Source organism: Luteimonas arsenica, assembly GCF_004352825.1.
Lineage (GTDB): Bacteria > Pseudomonadota > Gammaproteobacteria > Xanthomonadales > Xanthomonadaceae > Luteimonas > Luteimonas arsenica.
The window spans coordinates 1,637,152-1,654,519 of record NZ_SJRW01000001.1; the positions used below are offsets into that span (position 1 = coordinate 1,637,152).

14 protein-coding genes and 1 pseudogene are annotated in these 17,368 nt (G+C 70.4%); 6 read left to right on the forward strand and 9 right to left on the reverse strand.

Translation table 11 applies throughout. From position 1 onward, the window contains the following. Positions 1–121: 121 nt before the first annotated feature. From E2170_RS07420 to E2170_RS07450, 7 genes are all read right to left on the reverse strand, one after another. Positions 122–958: a carbohydrate ABC transporter permease gene (locus E2170_RS07420; protein ID WP_132999920.1), complete on the reverse strand. Its 837-nt coding sequence runs from the start codon at positions 956–958 to the stop codon at positions 122–124. After that, positions 955–1,833 (reverse strand): carbohydrate ABC transporter permease, encoded by an 879-nt coding sequence (locus E2170_RS07425; protein ID WP_132999921.1) that lies wholly within the window; start codon positions 1,831–1,833, stop codon positions 955–957. The genes E2170_RS07420 and E2170_RS07425 overlap by 4 nt, the downstream gene beginning before the upstream one ends. Next, on the reverse strand, positions 1,833–3,113 hold the full coding sequence (locus tag E2170_RS07430) for a sugar ABC transporter substrate-binding protein (RefSeq protein WP_425477843.1): 1,281 nt from the start codon (positions 3,111–3,113) through the stop codon (positions 1,833–1,835). The genes E2170_RS07425 and E2170_RS07430 overlap by 1 nt, the downstream gene beginning before the upstream one ends. A gap of 25 nt (positions 3,114–3,138) precedes the next feature. After that, positions 3,139–4,815, reverse strand: a complete 1,677-nt coding sequence (locus E2170_RS07435; protein WP_132999923.1) for a glucoamylase family protein — start codon at positions 4,813–4,815, stop codon at positions 3,139–3,141. Between the two features lie 24 nt (positions 4,816–4,839). Then, a complete protein-coding gene (locus E2170_RS07440) occupies positions 4,840–7,860 on the reverse strand; it encodes a TonB-dependent receptor (RefSeq protein WP_132999924.1) in 3,021 nt (1,006 codons plus the stop codon). Continuing rightward, on the reverse strand, positions 7,857–8,918 hold the full coding sequence (locus E2170_RS07445; RefSeq protein WP_132999925.1) for a LacI family DNA-binding transcriptional regulator: 1,062 nt from the start codon (positions 8,916–8,918) through the stop codon (positions 7,857–7,859). The genes E2170_RS07440 and E2170_RS07445 overlap by 4 nt, the downstream gene beginning before the upstream one ends. An 85-nt stretch (positions 8,919–9,003) precedes the next feature. Beyond that, positions 9,004–9,306 (reverse strand): YciI family protein, encoded by a 303-nt coding sequence (locus E2170_RS07450; RefSeq protein WP_132999926.1) that lies wholly within the window; start codon positions 9,304–9,306, stop codon positions 9,004–9,006. Positions 9,307–9,717: 411 nt separating this feature from the next. Between E2170_RS07450 and E2170_RS07455 the strand changes: the two genes are divergently transcribed. The 3 genes and pseudogenes from E2170_RS07455 (at position 9,718) to E2170_RS07465 (ending at position 12,914) form a co-directional block, all read left to right on the forward strand. After that, positions 9,718–10,584 carry a segregation and condensation protein A gene (locus E2170_RS07455; protein ID WP_243708084.1) on the forward strand — a complete coding sequence of 289 codons (867 nt, stop codon included), beginning with the start codon at positions 9,718–9,720 and terminating at the stop codon, positions 10,582–10,584. Between the two features lie 27 nt (positions 10,585–10,611). Further along, a pseudogene (gene scpB / locus E2170_RS07460) lies at positions 10,612–11,325 on the forward strand (SMC-Scp complex subunit ScpB); the annotation flags it as partial. Between the two features lie 80 nt (positions 11,326–11,405). Beyond that, positions 11,406–12,914, forward strand: a complete 1,509-nt coding sequence (locus E2170_RS07465) for a pseudouridine synthase (RefSeq protein ID WP_132999929.1) — start codon at positions 11,406–11,408, stop codon at positions 12,912–12,914. A 6-nt stretch (positions 12,915–12,920) separates the two neighbouring features. Here E2170_RS07465 and E2170_RS07470 read toward each other — a convergent pair whose 3' ends face one another. Both E2170_RS07470 and E2170_RS07475 read right to left on the reverse strand, forming a co-directional pair. After that, the gene (locus E2170_RS07470) at positions 12,921–13,718 is read right to left on the reverse strand and encodes an amidohydrolase (RefSeq protein WP_132999930.1); all 798 of its coding nucleotides are present in this window, start codon (positions 13,716–13,718) and stop codon (positions 12,921–12,923) included. An 87-nt stretch (positions 13,719–13,805) separates the two neighbouring features. Further along, entirely contained in the window at positions 13,806–14,951 is a 1,146-nt protein-coding gene (locus E2170_RS07475) for a pyridoxal phosphate-dependent aminotransferase (protein ID WP_132999931.1), read from the reverse strand. Positions 14,952–15,028: 77 nt separating this feature from the next. On the opposite strand from E2170_RS07475, the gene E2170_RS07480 reads away from it, so the two are divergent. Genes E2170_RS07480 through ccmB form a run of 3 tightly spaced genes read left to right on the forward strand, consistent with a single transcriptional unit; the run spans position 15,029 to position 16,863 of the window. After that, the gene (locus E2170_RS07480) at positions 15,029–15,514 is read left to right on the forward strand and encodes a DUF3293 domain-containing protein (protein WP_132999932.1); all 486 of its coding nucleotides are present in this window, start codon (positions 15,029–15,031) and stop codon (positions 15,512–15,514) included. Positions 15,515–15,550: 36 nt separating this feature from the next. Next, positions 15,551–16,195 carry a heme ABC exporter ATP-binding protein CcmA gene (gene ccmA / locus E2170_RS07485; protein WP_132999933.1) on the forward strand — a complete coding sequence of 215 codons (645 nt, stop codon included), beginning with the start codon at positions 15,551–15,553 and terminating at the stop codon, positions 16,193–16,195. Beyond that, positions 16,195–16,863, forward strand: a complete 669-nt coding sequence (ccmB, locus tag E2170_RS07490) for a heme exporter protein CcmB (protein WP_133000071.1) — start codon at positions 16,195–16,197, stop codon at positions 16,861–16,863. The genes ccmA and ccmB overlap by 1 nt, the downstream gene beginning before the upstream one ends. Positions 16,864–17,368 lie beyond the last annotated feature (505 nt).

A 17,368-nucleotide genomic window follows, 5' to 3' on the forward strand; every position in this document is an offset into this window, starting at 1 on the left:
AGCGCGAACGCCCACGCCGCCCCGGCGCCGCGCTCCGGCGCGCGCCCTTGTGCGGGTCCCCGCTCCTGTACCTGTCCACCACACGCCATCGAACCCGGCACCTGCATTCCTCCCGACGCCTTCAACCCTTCACGCTGCCCAGCAGCAGCCCCTGCATGTACCAGCGCTGCAGCAGCAGGAACAGCAGCAGCACCGGCAGCACCGTCACCACGGCGCCGGCCATCATCATCTCCACGTCCATGATGTGCTCGCGCGACAGCGCCGCAAGCGCCACCGGCAGCGTGTACTGCCCCTGGTCGGCAAGCACGATCAGCGGCCACATGAATTCGTTCCACGCCGCCATGAAGCTGAAGATCGCCAGCGTCACCAGCACCGGGCGCAGCATCGGCAGCACCACCTGGACGAAGATCCGCAGCTCGCCGGCGCCGTCGATGCGCGCGGCCTCCAGCAGCGCGTCGGGAATCGATCGCGCGTACTGCCGCACCAGGAAGATGCCGAACACACCGGCCAGCGCCGGCACCACCACCCCGCCCAGGCTGTTGACCAGGCCCAGCTGCTTCATCAGCAGGAACAGCGGCAGCATCGCCACCTGGGCCGGCACCACCAGCGCCGCCAGCAGCAGCTGGAACAGGCGGTCGCGCCCGCGGAAGCGCAGCTTGGCGAAGGCGTAGCCGGCGGCGGTGTTCACCACCAGCGAGCCGAGCGTGATCGCCAGCGACACCACCAGGCTGTTGGCGAAGGCGCGGCCGATGCCGGTGCGCGCGAACAGCGCACGGTAGTTGTCCAGGGTGACGGCGTCGGGCAGCAGCGGCGGCGGGAAGCGGCTGGCCTCGCCCATCGGCATGAACGATACCGAGACCATCCACGCCAGCGGCGCCAGCGCCAGCAGGGCCAGCAGCGCCAGCGCGCCATTGACCAGCAGCGCATCCAGGCGCGAACCGCCGACCGGCCGGCTCATACCAGGTCCCTCCGGCGGCCAGCACGCAGCAGCAGCGTGGTCGCGCCGAGGATCACCAGGAACAGCATGAAGGCCACCGCCGAGGCGCGCCCCAGGTTCCACCAGCGGAAACCTTCCTCGAACATGAAGTACAGCACGCTCACCGTCGACTGCAGCGGATCGCCGCGGGTCATCACATAGGGTTCGGCGAAGAGCTGGAAATAGCCCGACACCGTGATCACCGACACCACCAGCAGCACCGGCCCCAGCGCCGGCAGGGTGATGTGGACGATCTGCCGCCAGGTCGAGGCGCCGTCGATGCGCGCGGCCTCGTACAGCTCGCGCGGGATCGCCTGCAGGCCGGCGAGCAGGATCACCATGTTGTAGCCGAAGTTCTTCCACACCGCGAAGCCGATGATCGTCGGCATCGCCCAGGTGGGATCGCCCAGCCAGTCGACCGGCGAAATGCCGAGGTGGCCCAGCGCCCAGTTCACCAGGCCGTAGCCGGTGTGGAAGAGGTAGCGCCAGATCACCGCCACCGCGACCAGGGTGGTCACCACCGGTGCGAACAGCGCGGTGCGGAAGAAGGCCTTGCCCCGCGCCAGCCCCGAGTCCAGCAGCAGGGCCGCGCCCAGCGACACCGCGATCGACAGCGGCACGCCGACCACCACGAAGTACGTCGTGTTCCACAGCGCCTTCCAGAAGATCGGCGTGCGCAGCAGCTCGATGTAGTTGCCCAGCGCGACGAAGCGCAGGTGCGCGGGATCGGCCAGGGCGTAGAGGTCGAAGTCGGTCAGGCTGAGCAGCAGCGCCGAGGCCACCGGCAGCGCGAAGAACAGACCGAGCACGATCAGCGCCGGCGCCACGAACACCCATCCGGCCACGCCCGCGCGCATCACCCGCCTTCCCCTTCGACGATCCAGCGCCGCTTGGCGAGGATCGCATCGACGCCGGCATCGAGGTCGCGCACCGCCTGCTCCTGCGACAGGCCGCCGCGCACCACGCGCTCGCTCACCAGCCGGATCTCCTGCGCGATGCGCTCCCACTCCAGCACCTTGGGCGTGGGCCGCACGCGCTCGAGCTGGTCGCGGAAAGCCAGCGCCAACGGGTCGCCGGACAGGTCGGGATGCGCCCAGGCGCTGCGTCGCGGCGGCAGGTTGCCGCTGAGCGCGTGGAAGCGCCGCTGCACCTCCGGGCGCGACAGGTATTCCACCAGTTGCCAGGCGGCATCGGCGTGCCCGCCGCCGCGCGGCAGCACCAGGCTGGTGCCGCCGGCGATGCCCGCGCCAGGGCCGTCGGGACCGGGCAGCGGCATCGTGCCCCACTCGTCCGCAAGCCCTGCCGGCGCGCGACGGCGGAACTCCCGGATGTTCCAGGGGCCGGACAGGTAGAAGGCGTTGAAGCCGCGGAAGAACTCGTCCCAGACGTTGGACACCTGGGTTTCCGACAGCACCGGCGCCCAGTCTTCCTCGAAGATGCGGGCGTAGAACGCGAGCGCGCTGCGGAAACCGGGGCTGTCGAAGTTGCCGCGCGTGTCGCGGTCGCGCAGCAGCGCGTCGTCCTGCTGCAGGGCCAGCGAGAGCTGCGGTTCGAACTCGTTGAGCGGCAGCAGGATGGCGTAGCGATCCGGGCCGACGTGGCGCTTCACCGCCGCCATCGCCGCGGCCCACTCGTCCCAGGTCCCTGGCACCGCGTCCACGCCCGCCTCGCGCAGGATGTCCTTGCGGTAGAACAGCAGCCGCGTGTCGACGTACCAGGGCAGGCCCAGCAGCTGCCCATCGACGACGTTGGTGTCCAGGATGCCGGGGAAATAGTCGCCGGTGTCGATGCCGGCCGCGGCGTCGATCCGCGGCTGCAGCGGCTGCAGCGCGTCAAGGGCGGCGAACTCGGGGATCCAGGTGTTGCCGAGCTGGAGCAGGTCGGGCATCGCGTCGGCGGCATAGGCCGTCAGCAGCTTCTCGTGCGCGGCCGTCCACGGGATCGCCTGCACCTCCACGCGCAGCCCCGGGTGTTCGCGCTCGAAGTCCGGGAGCAGCTCCATGACCACTTCCGCCTCGCGGCCCATCGCCCAGAAGCGGATGGTGGTGGTGCCATCGTCGGCCTTGCGCGCGCAGGCGGCGACGAGAACGCCGGCCACGAGCACCCCCGCCAGCAGCAGCGCATGCGCGGCCCGGATGGTGCCCGGCACCGGCACCAGCCCCTCAGTCGCCGTGCGGCTGCGCGGCCGCGTCCGACTGCGTCGGGGTGCCATCAGCGTCGCCACCCGCCGGGCCCCGAGGCGGCGCGTCGCCTCCCGCGTCGCCGGATGTGTTGCCTGCATCCGCGGCGTCCGCGGCTCCGCCTCCGCCGGCTGCGGCTTCCGCCTGGTCACGCGCCTGCAGCTCCGCCAGCCAGCCGCCCGTGAACCCGGCGCGCTCCAGCCCACGGCGGATGTAGGGGCTGCGCTTCATCACGTTCCAGACGAATTCGCTGCGGTAGTTGGCGATGCCGACCAGGATCGGCCCCTGGTCGATGCCGATGTAGTCGCTGGCCACCCAGCCCTTGCCGGGCACGATGCGTCCGGTCTTGAGCGGGATGTCGTACTCGAAGCTCGGGTTGAACGAGTCCAGGAAGCCGTAGCTGGAATACAGGTACTCGCCATGCCGCTCCACCAGCGCCTGCGTGGCCGGGATCACCAGCTCGGGCGCGAAGGGCAGCGATGCGATGGCAGCCGTGGGCGCGATGGTGCCGTCGTCGAAGGCCACCGCGATGCCGGCCCCGCGCGCGCTGTAGTGGCGGAACTCGCGCAGCTGGCCTTCGTATTCCTGGTCGGTGCGCTGCGGCCCGTCGCTGGCGGTCAGGCCCCAGACCTCGGCGTCGTAGCCCTTCCAGCCCATCGGGTTCTCGATCGCATAGGAGCGCTGGGCGTAGGTCGCGCGCCGCGAGTTCTCGAAATAGTCGATGCCGCGCCCGCGCATGTAGGCGTCGCGGATGCCGCGGAAGTCGATCCAGGCGTGGCTGTACTGGTGCCCGAAGTGCGGCGCGAAGCTCAGGTACTCCTGGCCCTGGAAAATGCCCCAGCTGTCATCGTAGGTTTTCGTCCAGGCCGTCCAGGCCTCGGGTTCGACAGGATGCGTGGGCGAGCCCAGGGCCAGGATGTAGACCAGCATGGCCTCGTCGTAGCCGGTCCAGTCGTGCTCGATGAAGCCGCGTTCGGGATACCAGCCCATCGAGATCAGCGGCGGCCGCTGCTGCAGCCACGGCCACTCGATGCGGCGGTAGAGCTCGTCGGCGACCTCGCGGATGCGCTGCTCGCGCGGGTCGTCGCCGTCGTAGTACGCCTGCGCGAACAGCACGCCGAGCATCATCAGCCCGGTGTCCACGCTCGACAGCTCCACCCAGGGCTCGTAGCGGTGGCCGCTGTGCATGTCGAGGAAGTGGTAGAAGAAGCCGCGATGGCCGATCGTGCCCGTCTCCGCGGGTCCCTGCGGCGATTCCAGCAGGAACTCAAGGGTCAGCAGGGTGCGATCCACCGCCTGGCGCCGGCTGATCCAGCCGTTCTCGATCCCGATCGGATACGCGGTCAGCGCGAAGCCGATCGCGGCCACGCTGGCGAAGGGCCGCGACGGGAAGCGGTCGGGCGTCATGCCGTTGCGCTCGTCGGTGGTGTCCCAGAAGAACTGGAAGGTGCGCTTCTCGATGTCCCGAAACAGCGGCGGCAGCGCCTCCGGCCCGTGCGTCGCCGCGTCCGGCGGCGGCGCGGTCACCACCACCTCCTCGATCGGCCCGGGCCGCGGCGGTTCCACCTCGGGCGCCTGCTCCCGCCCGCAGGCGGCGAGCAGGAGCACGCAGGCCAGCAGCGGCAGGCCAATGGAAGAACGCAGCTGTCGATGTCGCATCAGGCCGCCATACCCTGTATCCGCTTACCAGTCGAGTCCGAACGAGAGCTTGAACGTACGCGTCGGCAGCAGGATCTCGTTGCCGCTGCGGCTCCTGAAATCAGGATTGCTTCCGTCGGCATAGTTGCCGCGATGGCCGTTGAACTGGTTCCAGTTGCGCCAGTTGAACACGTTGAGCACGTCCGCCCGCACCTTGAGGCCGAACCTGCTGCCGGTGTCCCAGCGCTTCTCCAGGGCCATGTCGAACTGCTTGAAGCCGATCGTGCCCTTGGGCACGTAGGGATCGTAGAAGCAATAGGGGTCGCCCTCGGCCGGCTGCGCGACGCAGTTGGTCGCATCGCGCGGCGTGTGCGAGGCGAGCGTCAGCTTGCCGCTGAACGTGGTGTTCCAGCCCAGGTCGTAGATGCCCGACATCACCAGCCGGTGCTTGGGCACGCCGGTGGAGAGGTAGTAGCGGCCACTCAGGTTCGGCCCGTCGAAATAGAAGGTTTCGCCGTTGGAGGCATTGGGGCGGTTCTCCTCCGCATCGCTGTAGGTATAGGCGACGTTGAAGCCCCAGCCCGACTCCGAGGTATAGGCCTTGTCCAGGGAGAGCAGCAGCGAATTGAGGTTGTACTCGATCCCGTTGTCGCCAAGGATCAGGTTGCTGTAGCCGGGGAAGCCCTGACCCCAGGGCATGTCGCCGCCGGATACCGCGTCGGGAACGCCCTCGAAGCGGCGGAAGCTGCCGTCCTCGAAGCGGTTGCCGAGGCGGAAGTAGATGCCGTCGCGGCTGCGGATGTGCGACAGCGTCACCGAGGACGTCCACTGGTGGCCCAACGCCGGCCACTGGTTGCGGATGCCGATGCTGTACTGGTCGGAATACGGGGTCTTGAGGTCGTTGTTCAGCACGTACACTTCGCCTCCGCCCATGGGGTTGGCGGCGATGTAGTCCTCGATCCCCTCCGGCGTCATCAGCGACGGATCGAACGGCACGCAGTTGGAGACCTCGTCGGGGTCGCAGCCATGCAGCGGGGTGTCGAACCGGAGCTCGTAGCTGGTGAAGGCACCGCCGTAGTACTCGCGCGCCATGTAGTCGAAGATGTTGCGGTCGTACGCGCGCCCGGCGCCGCCGAAGATGACGTGGCGCTCGTCGCCGGTCAGGTCGTAGGAGAAGCCGATCCTCGGCTGCCAGGCGCTCTTGAAGTTGTCGCGGTTGCTCCCGTTGCTGATGTAGTCCTCGATGTCGTAGTCGGCGTTCTGGAAATTCGGGGAACTGCGCAGCGCCTCGACCACCCCGGGCCCAAGCACGTGGTCGGTGTAGCTCGGGTTGTCCTCGTAGTCCCAGCGCAGGCCGAGGTTCAGGGTCAGGCGGTCGTTGACCTCCCAGTCGTCCTGGAGGTAGATGCCGAACTGCTTGTTCTCCGATTCGACGTAGGGATTGCGGCCCTCCAGGGGCGCGGTGAACGTGATCCGATAGGGCTGGTCCAGGCCCTCGTTGACGTCGAAGTAGTACTGGGGATAAGGCGGATTGCGCTGGAAGGCGTTGAGGTCGACCTGCTTGTACTTCACGCCCATCTTGACGGTGTGGCCCTGCCAGCCGAAGTACGTCAGGTCGTTCTGGAACCCGACGCCGCGCTGCCCCTTATCCTGGAAGGTCGGGCCGCCGCCGGTGTTGAGCACCTCCATGCGGTCCTCGTTGGGGTTCTCGGGGTTGATGATGGTGTAGCGGTAGCCCGGCCCCGCGTTCACCGGAACCGGGTTGTAGGCCGCCTCCTCGAAGGTGACGTGGGCGTCGTTGAGCCAGTCCATCGAGCTGAACTGGTAGCGCAGGTCCACGCGCGTCTCGTCATTGGTGAAGTTGGTCGAGAAGTCCGGCGCGCTCACGTTGTTGCCCGGCGAGATCGAATCCTCCTCGCGATAGCGGAGCGACAGCTCCACCAGGTGGGCCTCGCCAAGCTGCAGGCTGAGCTTGCCGAAGTACAGGTCCTGGTTGAACGGCACGCTGTAGCCGCCGTAGATACCGGACAGCTCGGGCGGCAGCAGGCCGGGATCGAACTGGTCCGGCGGCCTGACGTCGCGCGGCACGACGTAGTCCTTGGCCTCGTACGCCAGGAAGAAGTGCAGCATGTCGCGGATGATCGGGCCGCCGAAGGTCGCGCCGTACTGCTCGGTGACCTCCTCGTTCTTGTAGCCGCCCTCCTCTTCCGCGGGCGTCTTCGAACGCCAGCCGTCGGAGGTGCGGTCCCAGAAGAAGCTGCCCTCGAAATCGTTGCTGCCCGAACGGGTGACCGCGGTCACCGCGGCGCTGCTGATCTGGTCGTATTCGGCCTTGTAGTTCGAGGTGATGACCTTGTATTCGCCGATCGCCGACTGCGGGAAGGGATTGCCGCGGCTGTCGTCCTGGCCGGTGATGCCGCCCGGGGTGACGTAGTTCTTCTGGCCCACGCCATCGATGAACACGTTGATGTTGTTCGAGCCCTGGGCACCGCTGCGCAGCTGGGATTCCGAACCGTTGGGCGAAGTGATGAACTGCATGCCCGGAACGGTGTCGGCGAAGGCGAGGAAGTTGCGCGAACTCTGCGGCAGGGCCTCGATCTGCCGCTGCGTCACGTAGGTCGCGATCTCCGAGGTCCTGGTCTCGACCATCGACTGCCCGGTGACGACCACCGCATCGATGTCGGTCGCCTCGCCAGCCGTGGCGTCCTCGGCCACGCCGCCCACGCCGAGGTCGAGCGTGGCGGTCTGGCCCACCGCAAGCACCACTTCCCGCGAATCGCTCTGCCCGCCCGCGCTCACATCGATGCGATAACGGCCCGGCGGCAGGCCGGCCAGGCTGTAGCTGCCGTTGCTGGCGCGCGCCGTCCGGCGCAGGCCCGTGGCGAGGTTGGTGGCCGTCACCTCTGCATCCGCGGCCGGCGCCGAATCCTGCATCACCTGGCCGCGCAGGGTGGCGGCGGTGGACTGGGCCAGCGCGGGCGGCGCGCCCAGCAGCAGGCCGGTGGCCAGGGCGACGGCCAGCAGGGAACGCTGGACGGTGATCGATCGCGGACGGTGTGTACTCATGGTGTGCCTCTCTCCCGGGGCGCCGTGCTGGCGTGGAGCGCCGCGCGGGGGCGCGGCGAACGATCTCGAAGGCAGCTTCCGCGCACCACCAGCTGCGGCGCGATCGTCCGAGCCACGCCTTCGGCGTCGGCGCTTCCGGCGGGTTGCAGCAGCAGGCGAAGTGCACATGCCCCGAGCTCCGCGATATCTACCCGCATCGTGGTGAGCGCCGGGTGGACGAGCCGGGCCAGGGGAATGTCGTCGAAACCGGCCACGGCGATGTCGCCCGGCACGGCCAGCCCGGCTTCGGCAAAGGCACGCAGGCAGCCGATGGCCATGGCGTCGTTCGCGGCGAAGACCGCGTCGGGAGGTTCATCGCCGTCCAGCAGGCGGGTGGCGGCGCGGATCCCGGAATCCTCGTCGAAGTCGCCTGGTTCCACCCGCGGCGCCACGCCGGGCAGGCTCGCGGCCAGTTCATCGCGGTAGCCGCGCAGGCGCTCGCGGGCGTCATGGTTGTCCCCGGGGCCGGACACGAAGGCGATCGCGCGATGCCCCGAAGCCACCAGGTGTCGCACCATCGCACGGGCACCGCCGTAGCCGTCCACGCCCACCCAGGGCCGGCGGCCTTCCGGATCGACGGTGTTGATCAGCACCGCGGGCAGCGCCGGCGCCAGGCAGCCGGCGAGCGAACGCGCGCCCTCGTCGGTCGGGGCCATCACCAGCACGCCGTCGACCCGGCCGCGCATGGCCTGCAGCGCCACGCGCTGCTCGCCGGCGTCGCCGTGGGCGCTGGACAGCAGCATGTGCAGGCCCCTGCCGCGGGCCACCTGGCCGATGCCGCGGATCAGTTCGGAGAAGAACTCGCCATGCAGGTCGGGCAGGACCACGCCGATGGTGTGGGTGCGGCGGCTGCTCAGGGCGCGCGCGGCCTGGTGCGGGGTGTAGTCCAGGCGATGGGCCACGTCCAGCACGCGCTCGCGCACGGCCGGGGCGACGCTGCCCTGGCCGTTGATCGCCCGCGAGACGGTGGCCACCGAGACCCCGGCTTCGCGCGCCACATCCTTGATGGTGACCGCCATCGACCCCTCGGAATGCTGGACCGGGTCGAATGTAAACGGTTACATCCCGCCAGGCGCGCTGCAGCGCAGCAGTGGGCTCAGGGCTTCAGGGCAGGACCTTGCGGAACGGGCGCACTTCCACGCTTTCGTAGACGCCGGCCGCGACATAGGGATCGGCGTCCGCCCAGGCACGGGCGTCCTCCAGTGAATCGAAGCGGGCGATCACGATGCTGCCGCTGAAACCCGCCGGGCCAGGGTCCTCCGCATCCACTGCCGGACACGGTCCGGCCACCAGCAGCCGGCCCTCGTCGCGCAGCGCCTGCAGGCGCGCGAGGTGCTCGCCGCGCGCGGCCGCCCTTCGATCCAGCACCCCGGTGCCGTCGCGCCCTTCGATCGCGTACCACGTCATCGACCCTGCTCCTGCCTGATGCAATGGCCGATATCCTAGCTGCAACCCGCGATGAAGCCGCGCGGCGGGCAGGCTGGACAAGGCCCATCCTCTGCCCGTACCCTGATTCACGGTTCCGGGAGCCGGAACGCAGCGGCGGCGCAGCCCGCCCGTCCTGTCCCACCCGGCCCGCCCACGACTTCACTGCCACCGAGCCGCCACGGCCGCAGCCGTCGCGCCCGGCCGGAGTGGTCTGGCTGCAATGCCCGCGGCTGCCTGCCGCAACAGCGTCGACCATCGCCCAGCCCGGGGCCGGCGCCTGCTTTCCTTGCTTGAAGTGGCCCGGAGGGGGCCGCGAAACCGATGACCCAAGCCGGTTCAGACACCGCTGCCGTTCCCGCGCCCGACGCATCCGCGTCCGGGAGCCATCCGATGCAGCAGGAAATCGCGCTGGCGACGGTGCACGGCCAGCCCCTGCTGCAGATGCCGCAGGACCTGTACATCCCGCCGGACGCACTCGAAGTCATCCTCGAGGCCTTCGAGGGTCCGCTCGACCTGCTGCTGTACCTGATCCGCCGCCAGAACCTCGACATCCTCGACATCCCGGTGGCGGAGATCACCCGCCAGTACGTCGCCTACATCGACGTCATGCAGGAACTGCGCTTCGAGCTGGCCGCCGAGTACCTGGTGATGGCCGCGATCCTGGCCGAGATCAAGTCGCGGATGCTGCTGCCGCGGCCGCCGTCGGAGGAAGGCCTGGAAGAGGACCCCCGCGCCGACCTGGTTCGCCGCCTGCAGGAGTACGAGCGCTTCAAGCAGGCCGCCGAGGACGTCGACGCCCTGCCGCGCATGGAGCGCGACACCTCGCCCGCCGCCGCCTTCGTGCCCGAGCGCAGCGTGCACCGCGAGCCGCCGCCGGTGGATCTGCGCGAGATGCTGCTGGCCCTGCACGACGTGCTCAAGCGCGCGGAGCTGTTCACCGGGCATGCGATCAAGCGCGACGCGCTCAGCGTGCGCCAGCGCATGGGCGAGCTGCTCGCCCGCCTCGAGGACGGTGCCTTCCACCGCTTCGAGCAGCTGTTCGAGGCCCGCGAGGGCCGGCTGGGCGTGGTGGTGACCTTCCTGTCGATCCTCGAGCTTGCCAAGGAGCAGCTGCTCGAAGTCGTGCAGGAAGCGCCGCTGGCGCCGATCTACGTCAAGTCGCTGGCCGTGGCCCGCGAGGACGGCCCGCCGCTGGAGTTCGCCAGCGAGTTCGACGACGACATCGAAGAAGCCGCGAACGACGACGCGGCGCGCTGACGCGCTGCCACCCGCCACAGGACACGCATGGATCCGCAACTGATCAAACGCATCGTCGAGGCCGCCCTGCTGGCCAGCAGCCAGCCGCTGACCCTGGTACAGCTCAACGGCCTGTTCACGCTGGACGAACCCGCGCCCGAAGGCAGCATCGCCCAGGCGCTCGAGGCCCTCCAGGCCGAATGCGCCGAGCGCGGCGTGGAGCTGGTGGAGGTCGCCTCGGGCTGGCGCTACCAGGTCAAGGCCGACGTCCACGCCTGGGTCGCCCGCCTCTGGACCGAGCGCCAGGTGAAGTACACCCGCGCCACGCTGGAAACCCTGGCCCTGATCGCCTACCGCCAGCCGATCACCCGCGGCGAGATCGAGCAGGTCCGCGGCGTGGCCACCAACAGCAACATCATCAAGGCGCTGGAGGAGCGCGAGTGGATCCGCGTGGTCGGCCACCGCGACATGCCCGGCAAGCCGGAACTGCTCGGCACCACCAAGGGCTTCCTCGACTACTTCGGCCTCAAGCGCCTGGACGAACTGCCGCCGCTGTCGGAGCTGAAGGACTTCGGCGAGCTGGAACCGCAGTTGCGGTTCGAGCCCGAAGCCAAGGCCGACGGCGCGGCCGATGCCGAAGCAGATCCGGGCGACCTGGACGCGATGCCGCTGGGGGACATCGCGGCGGATGCCGACGCCGACCCCGAAACCGAAGTCGAAGCCGGAACCACCGGCGAAACCGTGGAATCCACGGACGCCGAAACCATCCCGCCGCAACACGCGGCAATTGACGAAGAAGATGCCCTCGCCGCCGAAGGCGACAGCACCGGAGTGGAAGAAGAATGACGCAAGACAAGACTGGCGGCCGCAAGCTGTCGCTCAAGCGCGGCCCCGCCGCCACCACCGAGACCGAGGCCCCGCGCCTGGAAGAACGCCTGCACAAGGTGCTGGCCCAGGCCGGGCTGGGTTCGCGTCGCGCGCTGGAACAGCGCATCGCCGAGGGCCTGGTGAAGGTCAACGGCGAAGTCGCGCAGGTCGGCATGAGCATCCGCGGCGGCGACCGCGTCGAGCTCGACGGCCGCAGCTTCGTGGCCAGTGCGCTGACCGAACCCGCGCGCGTGCTGCTGTACAACAAGCCCGAGGGCGAGGTCACCACGCGCGAGGATCCCGAGGGCCGGCCGACCATCTTCGACGCCCTGCCCGCGCTCAAGGGCGCGCGCTGGATCGCGATCGGCCGCCTCGACATCAACACCACCGGCCTGCTGCTGCTCACCACCGACGGCGAGCTGGCCAACGCGATGATGCACCCCTCCTTCGAGGTCGAGCGCGAGTACGTCTGCCGCGTGCGCGCCCCCGAGGGCGAGGAGACGGTGCCGGAAAACATCGTCGACCGCCTGCGCCGCGGCGTGGCCCTGGACGACGGCCCGGCGAAGTTCGACGAGATCAAGCGCATCGGCGGCACCGACTCCAACGAGTGGTTCCAGGTGCTGCTGAAGGAAGGCCGCAACCGCGAAGTGCGCCGCCTGTGGGAATCGCAGGGCTGCCAGGTGAGCCGCCTCAAGCGCATCCGCTACGGCTCGGTGGAACTGCCGCAGCCGCTGCTGCGCGGGCAGTCGCAGGAGCTGGCCGACGACAAGGTGCAGGCGCTGCGCAAGCAGCTCCAGCTCGAGGACGGCGCGCCCGCCGCGCTCACCCTGCTGCCGGTGATCGGCCAGCGCCGCGCCGCGAAATCCACGGTTCACGTGGGCGGCCAGCACCGCAGCAACGGCTACGTCGGCGGCCACACCACCGCCGACGAGGGCCGCGAGCTGCGCCGCTTCGACCACGTGCGCGAGGACCGCGGCCGCCGCGGCCAGCGCAAGCCCTCCGGCGGCCTGACCGTCACCGGCGAAGCCGCCGCGCGCCAGTCGCACAAGCCGCTGAAGGCACGCAAGGACAAGCGCGCCCTGCCCGAGGGCAATCCGGCCGCGTTTCGCAGCTGGTACGTGCCCGACGGCGTGGACACCGGCCCGACCGGCCACCGCAACGCCGGCCCCGGCGGCGCGCGCAAGCCCGGCGGCCGCAAGCCGGGCGGCGCGGGGCGTCCGGGTGGCTCGGGCGCAGGCAAGCCCGCGCGCGCGGCGCATCCTTACGGGCACCCCGGCAATGCGCCGGTGTTCCCCTCCGACCACGGCATGCCCGGCGGTAATGACCGGCCGCGGGGCCCGCGCGCGGGTCGCCCGGGCGGCAAGCCCGGCGGTCGCCCGGGTGGTGGCAAGCCCGGCGGCGGCAAGCCCGGCGGTCGCCCCGGCGGCGGTCGCCCGCAGGGCGCAGGCCCGCGCGGCGGTGGCGGCGGCCGACGCGGCGCCTGAGCCCGCTCAGCCCGCGTCTATCGTGAACGCATCCCCGTCGCGCAGCGCGGGGAAGCGCTCGCGATGTGCCGCCAGCTCGGCGGCCAGCAGGGTCGTGGTCACCACGACCTCCTCGTCGGCGCACTCGCTCAGCGGCGCGCCGAGGAAATCGATCACCGCGCTGTCGCCCGAGTACGCCAGGCCGTTGCCGTCGCGTCCCACGCGGTTGAGTCCGGCGACGTAGCACAGGTTCTCGATCGCGCGCGCGCGCAACAGCGTCTTCCAGGCATAGGCCCGCGGCGACGGCCAGTTGGCCACGTACAGCTGCAGGTCGAAGGCCGGCCGGCCATCGGAGTCGAGCGTGTTGCGCGCGAACACCGGGAAGCGCAGGTCATAGCAGACCAGCGGATTGACCCGCCAGCCCTTCAGCTCCACCACCAGGCGGTCGCGGCCGGCGGCGTAGCGCTCCTGCTCGCGTGCATAGGTGAACAGGTGGCGCTTGTCGTAGTGCGCCAGCGTGCCGTCGGGCCGCGCCCAGAGCATGCGGTTGTAGATGCCATCGCCATCGCGCAGCTGCACGCTGCCGCTCACCACCGCGCCCAGCGCCGCGGCCTGGTCGCGCATCCACTGCACGGTGGGACCGTCCATGCCTTCGGCCTGGTCGATGGCGTCGTTGCTGAAGCCGCTGGTGAAGGTTTCGGGCAGCAGCACCAGGTCGGTGGTGCCGTGCAGGGGCGCCATCAGTCCGCCGTAGTAGGCGCGGTTGCCGGCGGGGTCGTGCCAGAGCGTGTCGCCCTGGACCAGGGAGATGCGGAGGTTGTCCATGACCCATCCTAGCCCGTGGGAGCGGCTACAGCCGCGATCGCCGCCATGGCGGCTGCCACTGATTCCGCCACGGCACCGCGGGTGCGGTTAGAGCCGCGCCAGCCGCTCGATCGCCGCATCCAGCGTCGGCTGCGCCTTGGCGAAGCACAGCCGCGCCAGGCGCTGGCCGGCCGGCGGTGATTCGTAGAACGGCGACAGCGGGATCGAGGCCACGCCGTGCTCGATGGTCAGCCAGCGGCAGAATTCCGTGTCCACCAGGTCGCTGATCGCCGAGTAGTCCACCAGCTGGAAGTACCCGCCCGGCACAGGCAGCGGCTTCAGCTTGGTGCCCAGCAGCTGTTCGCGGAAGGCGTCGCGCTTGGCCTGGTAGAAGTCGCCCAGGCCGAGGTAGTGCCCGGGCTCTTCGCGCAGCATCTCGGCGAAGGCATGCTGCGCCGGCGCGAAGGTGCAGAACACGTTGTACTGGTGCACCTTGCGGAACTCGAGCGATAGCCCCGGCGGCGCGATGCAATAGCCGAGCTTCCAGCCGGTGCAGTGGTAGGTCTTGCCGAAGCTGGAAACGACGAAGGCGCGCTCGCGCAGCTCCGGGTAACGCAGCGCGGATTCGTGCCGGGCGCCGTCGAAGACGATGTGCTCGTAGACCTCGTCGGAAACCAGCCAGACGCCGGTGTCCTGGACGATGGCGGCCAGTTCGACCATGTCATCGGCGGACAGCATCGCGCCCGAAGGGTTGTGCGGCGTGTTGACGATCAGCATGCGCGTCTTCGGGCCGATCGCCGCGCGCACCCGCGCCCAGTCGGGGGCGAAGCTCACGGGATCCAGCGGTACGTGCACCGCGCGCGCGCCGGCCAGGTCGATCGCCGGCTCGTAGCAGTCGTAGGCCGGGTCCAGCACCACCACCTCGTCGCCGGCGCGGACCACGGCGTGGATGGCGTTGAAGATCGCTTCGGTGGCACCGCTGGTCACGGTGACCTCGGCGTCCGGGTCCGGGCGATGGCCGTACAGCGCGGCGGTCTTGTCCGCGATCGCCTCGCGCAGCGCGGCGATGCCCGTCATCGGCGCGTACTGGTTGTGGCCGGCGCGCATCGCGCGGTCCAGCGCATCCACCAGGCGCGCGGGCACGTCGAAGTCGGGGAAGCCCTGCCCCAGGTTGACCGCGCCGTGCTCGGCCGCCAGCTGCGACATCACGGTGAAGATCGTCGTACCGACCTTGGGAAGCTTGGTGCCGGGCATGCGTTTCCTCCATGCCGGCCAACTGCCGGCGGTTCCCGAGTTTACGCAGCGTGCCCGCTTCGCGTTAAATCTCCGGCATGCCGTCCCTGCCGCCCGCCATTCCCGAGGCCGACGTCCAGCGCCTGGCCACCGCCTACCTGCAGGCGCTCTATCGCTGGGGCTGCGACGGCGCGTGGCATGACATGCGGATCGGAGAGCCGGCACCCACCCTCGAGCTCCTGTACCCCGAAGTGGCCAGCTTCGGGCTGCTGTCGGCCTGGAATCCCTATTCGCGGCCGCGCGAAGAAGCCGGGAACCGGGTCGCCGACCAGGCGCTGGAAGCGGAACTCGACAAGCGCGGCTTCGCGCGCGTTCCGGCGTTCTCGTCGGCCACCAACCGCAGCTGGCGCGAGCCTGGCTGGGTGATCTTCGACATCGGGACCGGGGAACTCGACGAACTCAGCCGCCGTTTCGGCCAGCTGGGCACCCTGTGGTGGTCGCGCGGCGAGCCGGTGCGACTGCGCATGCAGGCCGCGAAGCCATCGCGGTTCCGCCACCCCCTGCCGGTCGACTGGCTAGAATAGCCGCTGTCCGGTCGCCGTCGCGGCCCGTGCCGCACGATGCCCCAGCCCGACCGTCACGCTCCCGCGCTGCTTTCCGCACAGGCCCTGCGCTTCGCGCGCAACGACCTGCCCGTGTTCGGGCCGGTCGATTTCGAGGTCGCGGCCGGCGAAGCGCTGCTGGTCCAGGGCGACAACGGCGCCGGCAAGACCACCCTCCTGAAAGTCCTCGCCGGCCTGCTGCGCGCCGACGGCGGCGAACTGCGCCTGCAGGGCCAGGCCGCACTACCGGCGCTGCGCGCACGCGTGGTCGGCTACCTCGGTCACCTGCCGGCGCAGAAGGCGGACCTGACCGCGCTGGAGAACCTGCGTTTCCTCTGCGGCCTGCACGGAAGCCGTCCAGGCATGTCGCTGGAAGGCGCGATGGCCACCGTCGGCCTGGCCGGCTACGAGGACGCCCTGACCCGGCAGATGTCGGCCGGCCAGCGCAAGCGCCTGTCGCTGGCGCGGCTGTGGCTGTCGCCGGCACCGCTGTGGCTGATGGACGAGCCCTACGCCAACCTCGACCTGGAAGGCATCGAACTGGTCAACCGCATGGTCCAGGCGCACCTGCGCGAAGGCGGCGGTGCCATGGTCACCACGCATGGCGCCTACGCCGAACCGCCGGTGCGCACGCGCCTCCTGGTGCTGGAGCGGCCATCGTGATGTGGTCGGCCGCGCGCGCATTGGTGGTCCGCGATCTGCAGCTGCTGTGGCGACGGCGCGGCGATTCGCTGCAGCCGGCGCTGTTCGCGCTGCTGGTGCTGGTGCTGTTCGCACTGGCGCTGGGCAACGATCCGGCGATGCTCGCGCGGGTGGCGCCCGGCGCGCTGTGGGTGGCGGTGCTGCTGTCGGGCCTGCTGGCCCTGGACACGCTGTTCCGCGGCGACGCCGAGGACGGTTCGCTGGAGCAGTGGCTGCTGGCACCGGTGCCGCTGGGCTGGCTGGTGCTGGTGCGCGTGGCCACGCACTGGGCGACCACCGCCCTGCCCCTGCTGCTGGCGATGCCGCTGCTGGCCGAGCTGATGGCCCTGCCGCGCGCGCACTGGCCGGTGCTGTTCGCCTCGCTGGCGCTGGGCACGCCGCTGCTGGCGCTGCTCGGTGCGGTGGTGGCCGCGCTCACCGTGGGCATGCGCCGCTCCGGGATCCTGGTCGCGTTGCTGGCGCTGCCGCTGTACGTGCCGGTGCTGGTGTTCGGCGCCGGCGCCGTGACCGCCTCGGTGCAGGGCTTCGACGCCGTGGGCGGCCTGCTGCTGCTGGCCGCGGGCCTGGTGGCTGCGCTGGTGCTGGCGCCGCTGGCCGCGGCCGCGGCGATCCGGATCGCGCTGTCCTGAATCCCTAGAACCGGTGCACTTGATCAGTGCGTTGGGCTCTCGCCTTGTCCTGGTGTGGATCTCGGCTTCGGGTGGGACGCGTGTCGCTACGGGGTGGGTATGGACCGGCGAAGCAGCCATCCATGGCTGATTCGCCTACCGCGCACATCCTTGTGCGCTGTCCATACCCACCCCGCAGCGCCCCGCTCCGGCGGGGTTGGGGCGCCTCGGCTTCGAAAGGCTCGCGATCCTGCGGCCCCACGCACCCACTTCCAACGGCCGGACAGGTGCTGTCTTTTCGCGCCACTTGAGCCAGATACATGGGCGGGACCTCCTCCCCGAAGCCCATGACGGTGGTGGGGGGGGGGGGGGGGGGGGGGGGGGGGCGGGGGGGGGGGGGGGGGGGGGGGCGGGGCGCGGGGGGGGGGGGGGGGGGGGGGGGGGGGGGGCCCCCCCCCCCCCCCCCCCCCCCCCCCCCCCCGCGGCGCAGACCTCCCGAAGGAAACGCTTCGCCAGCCGTCAGCCC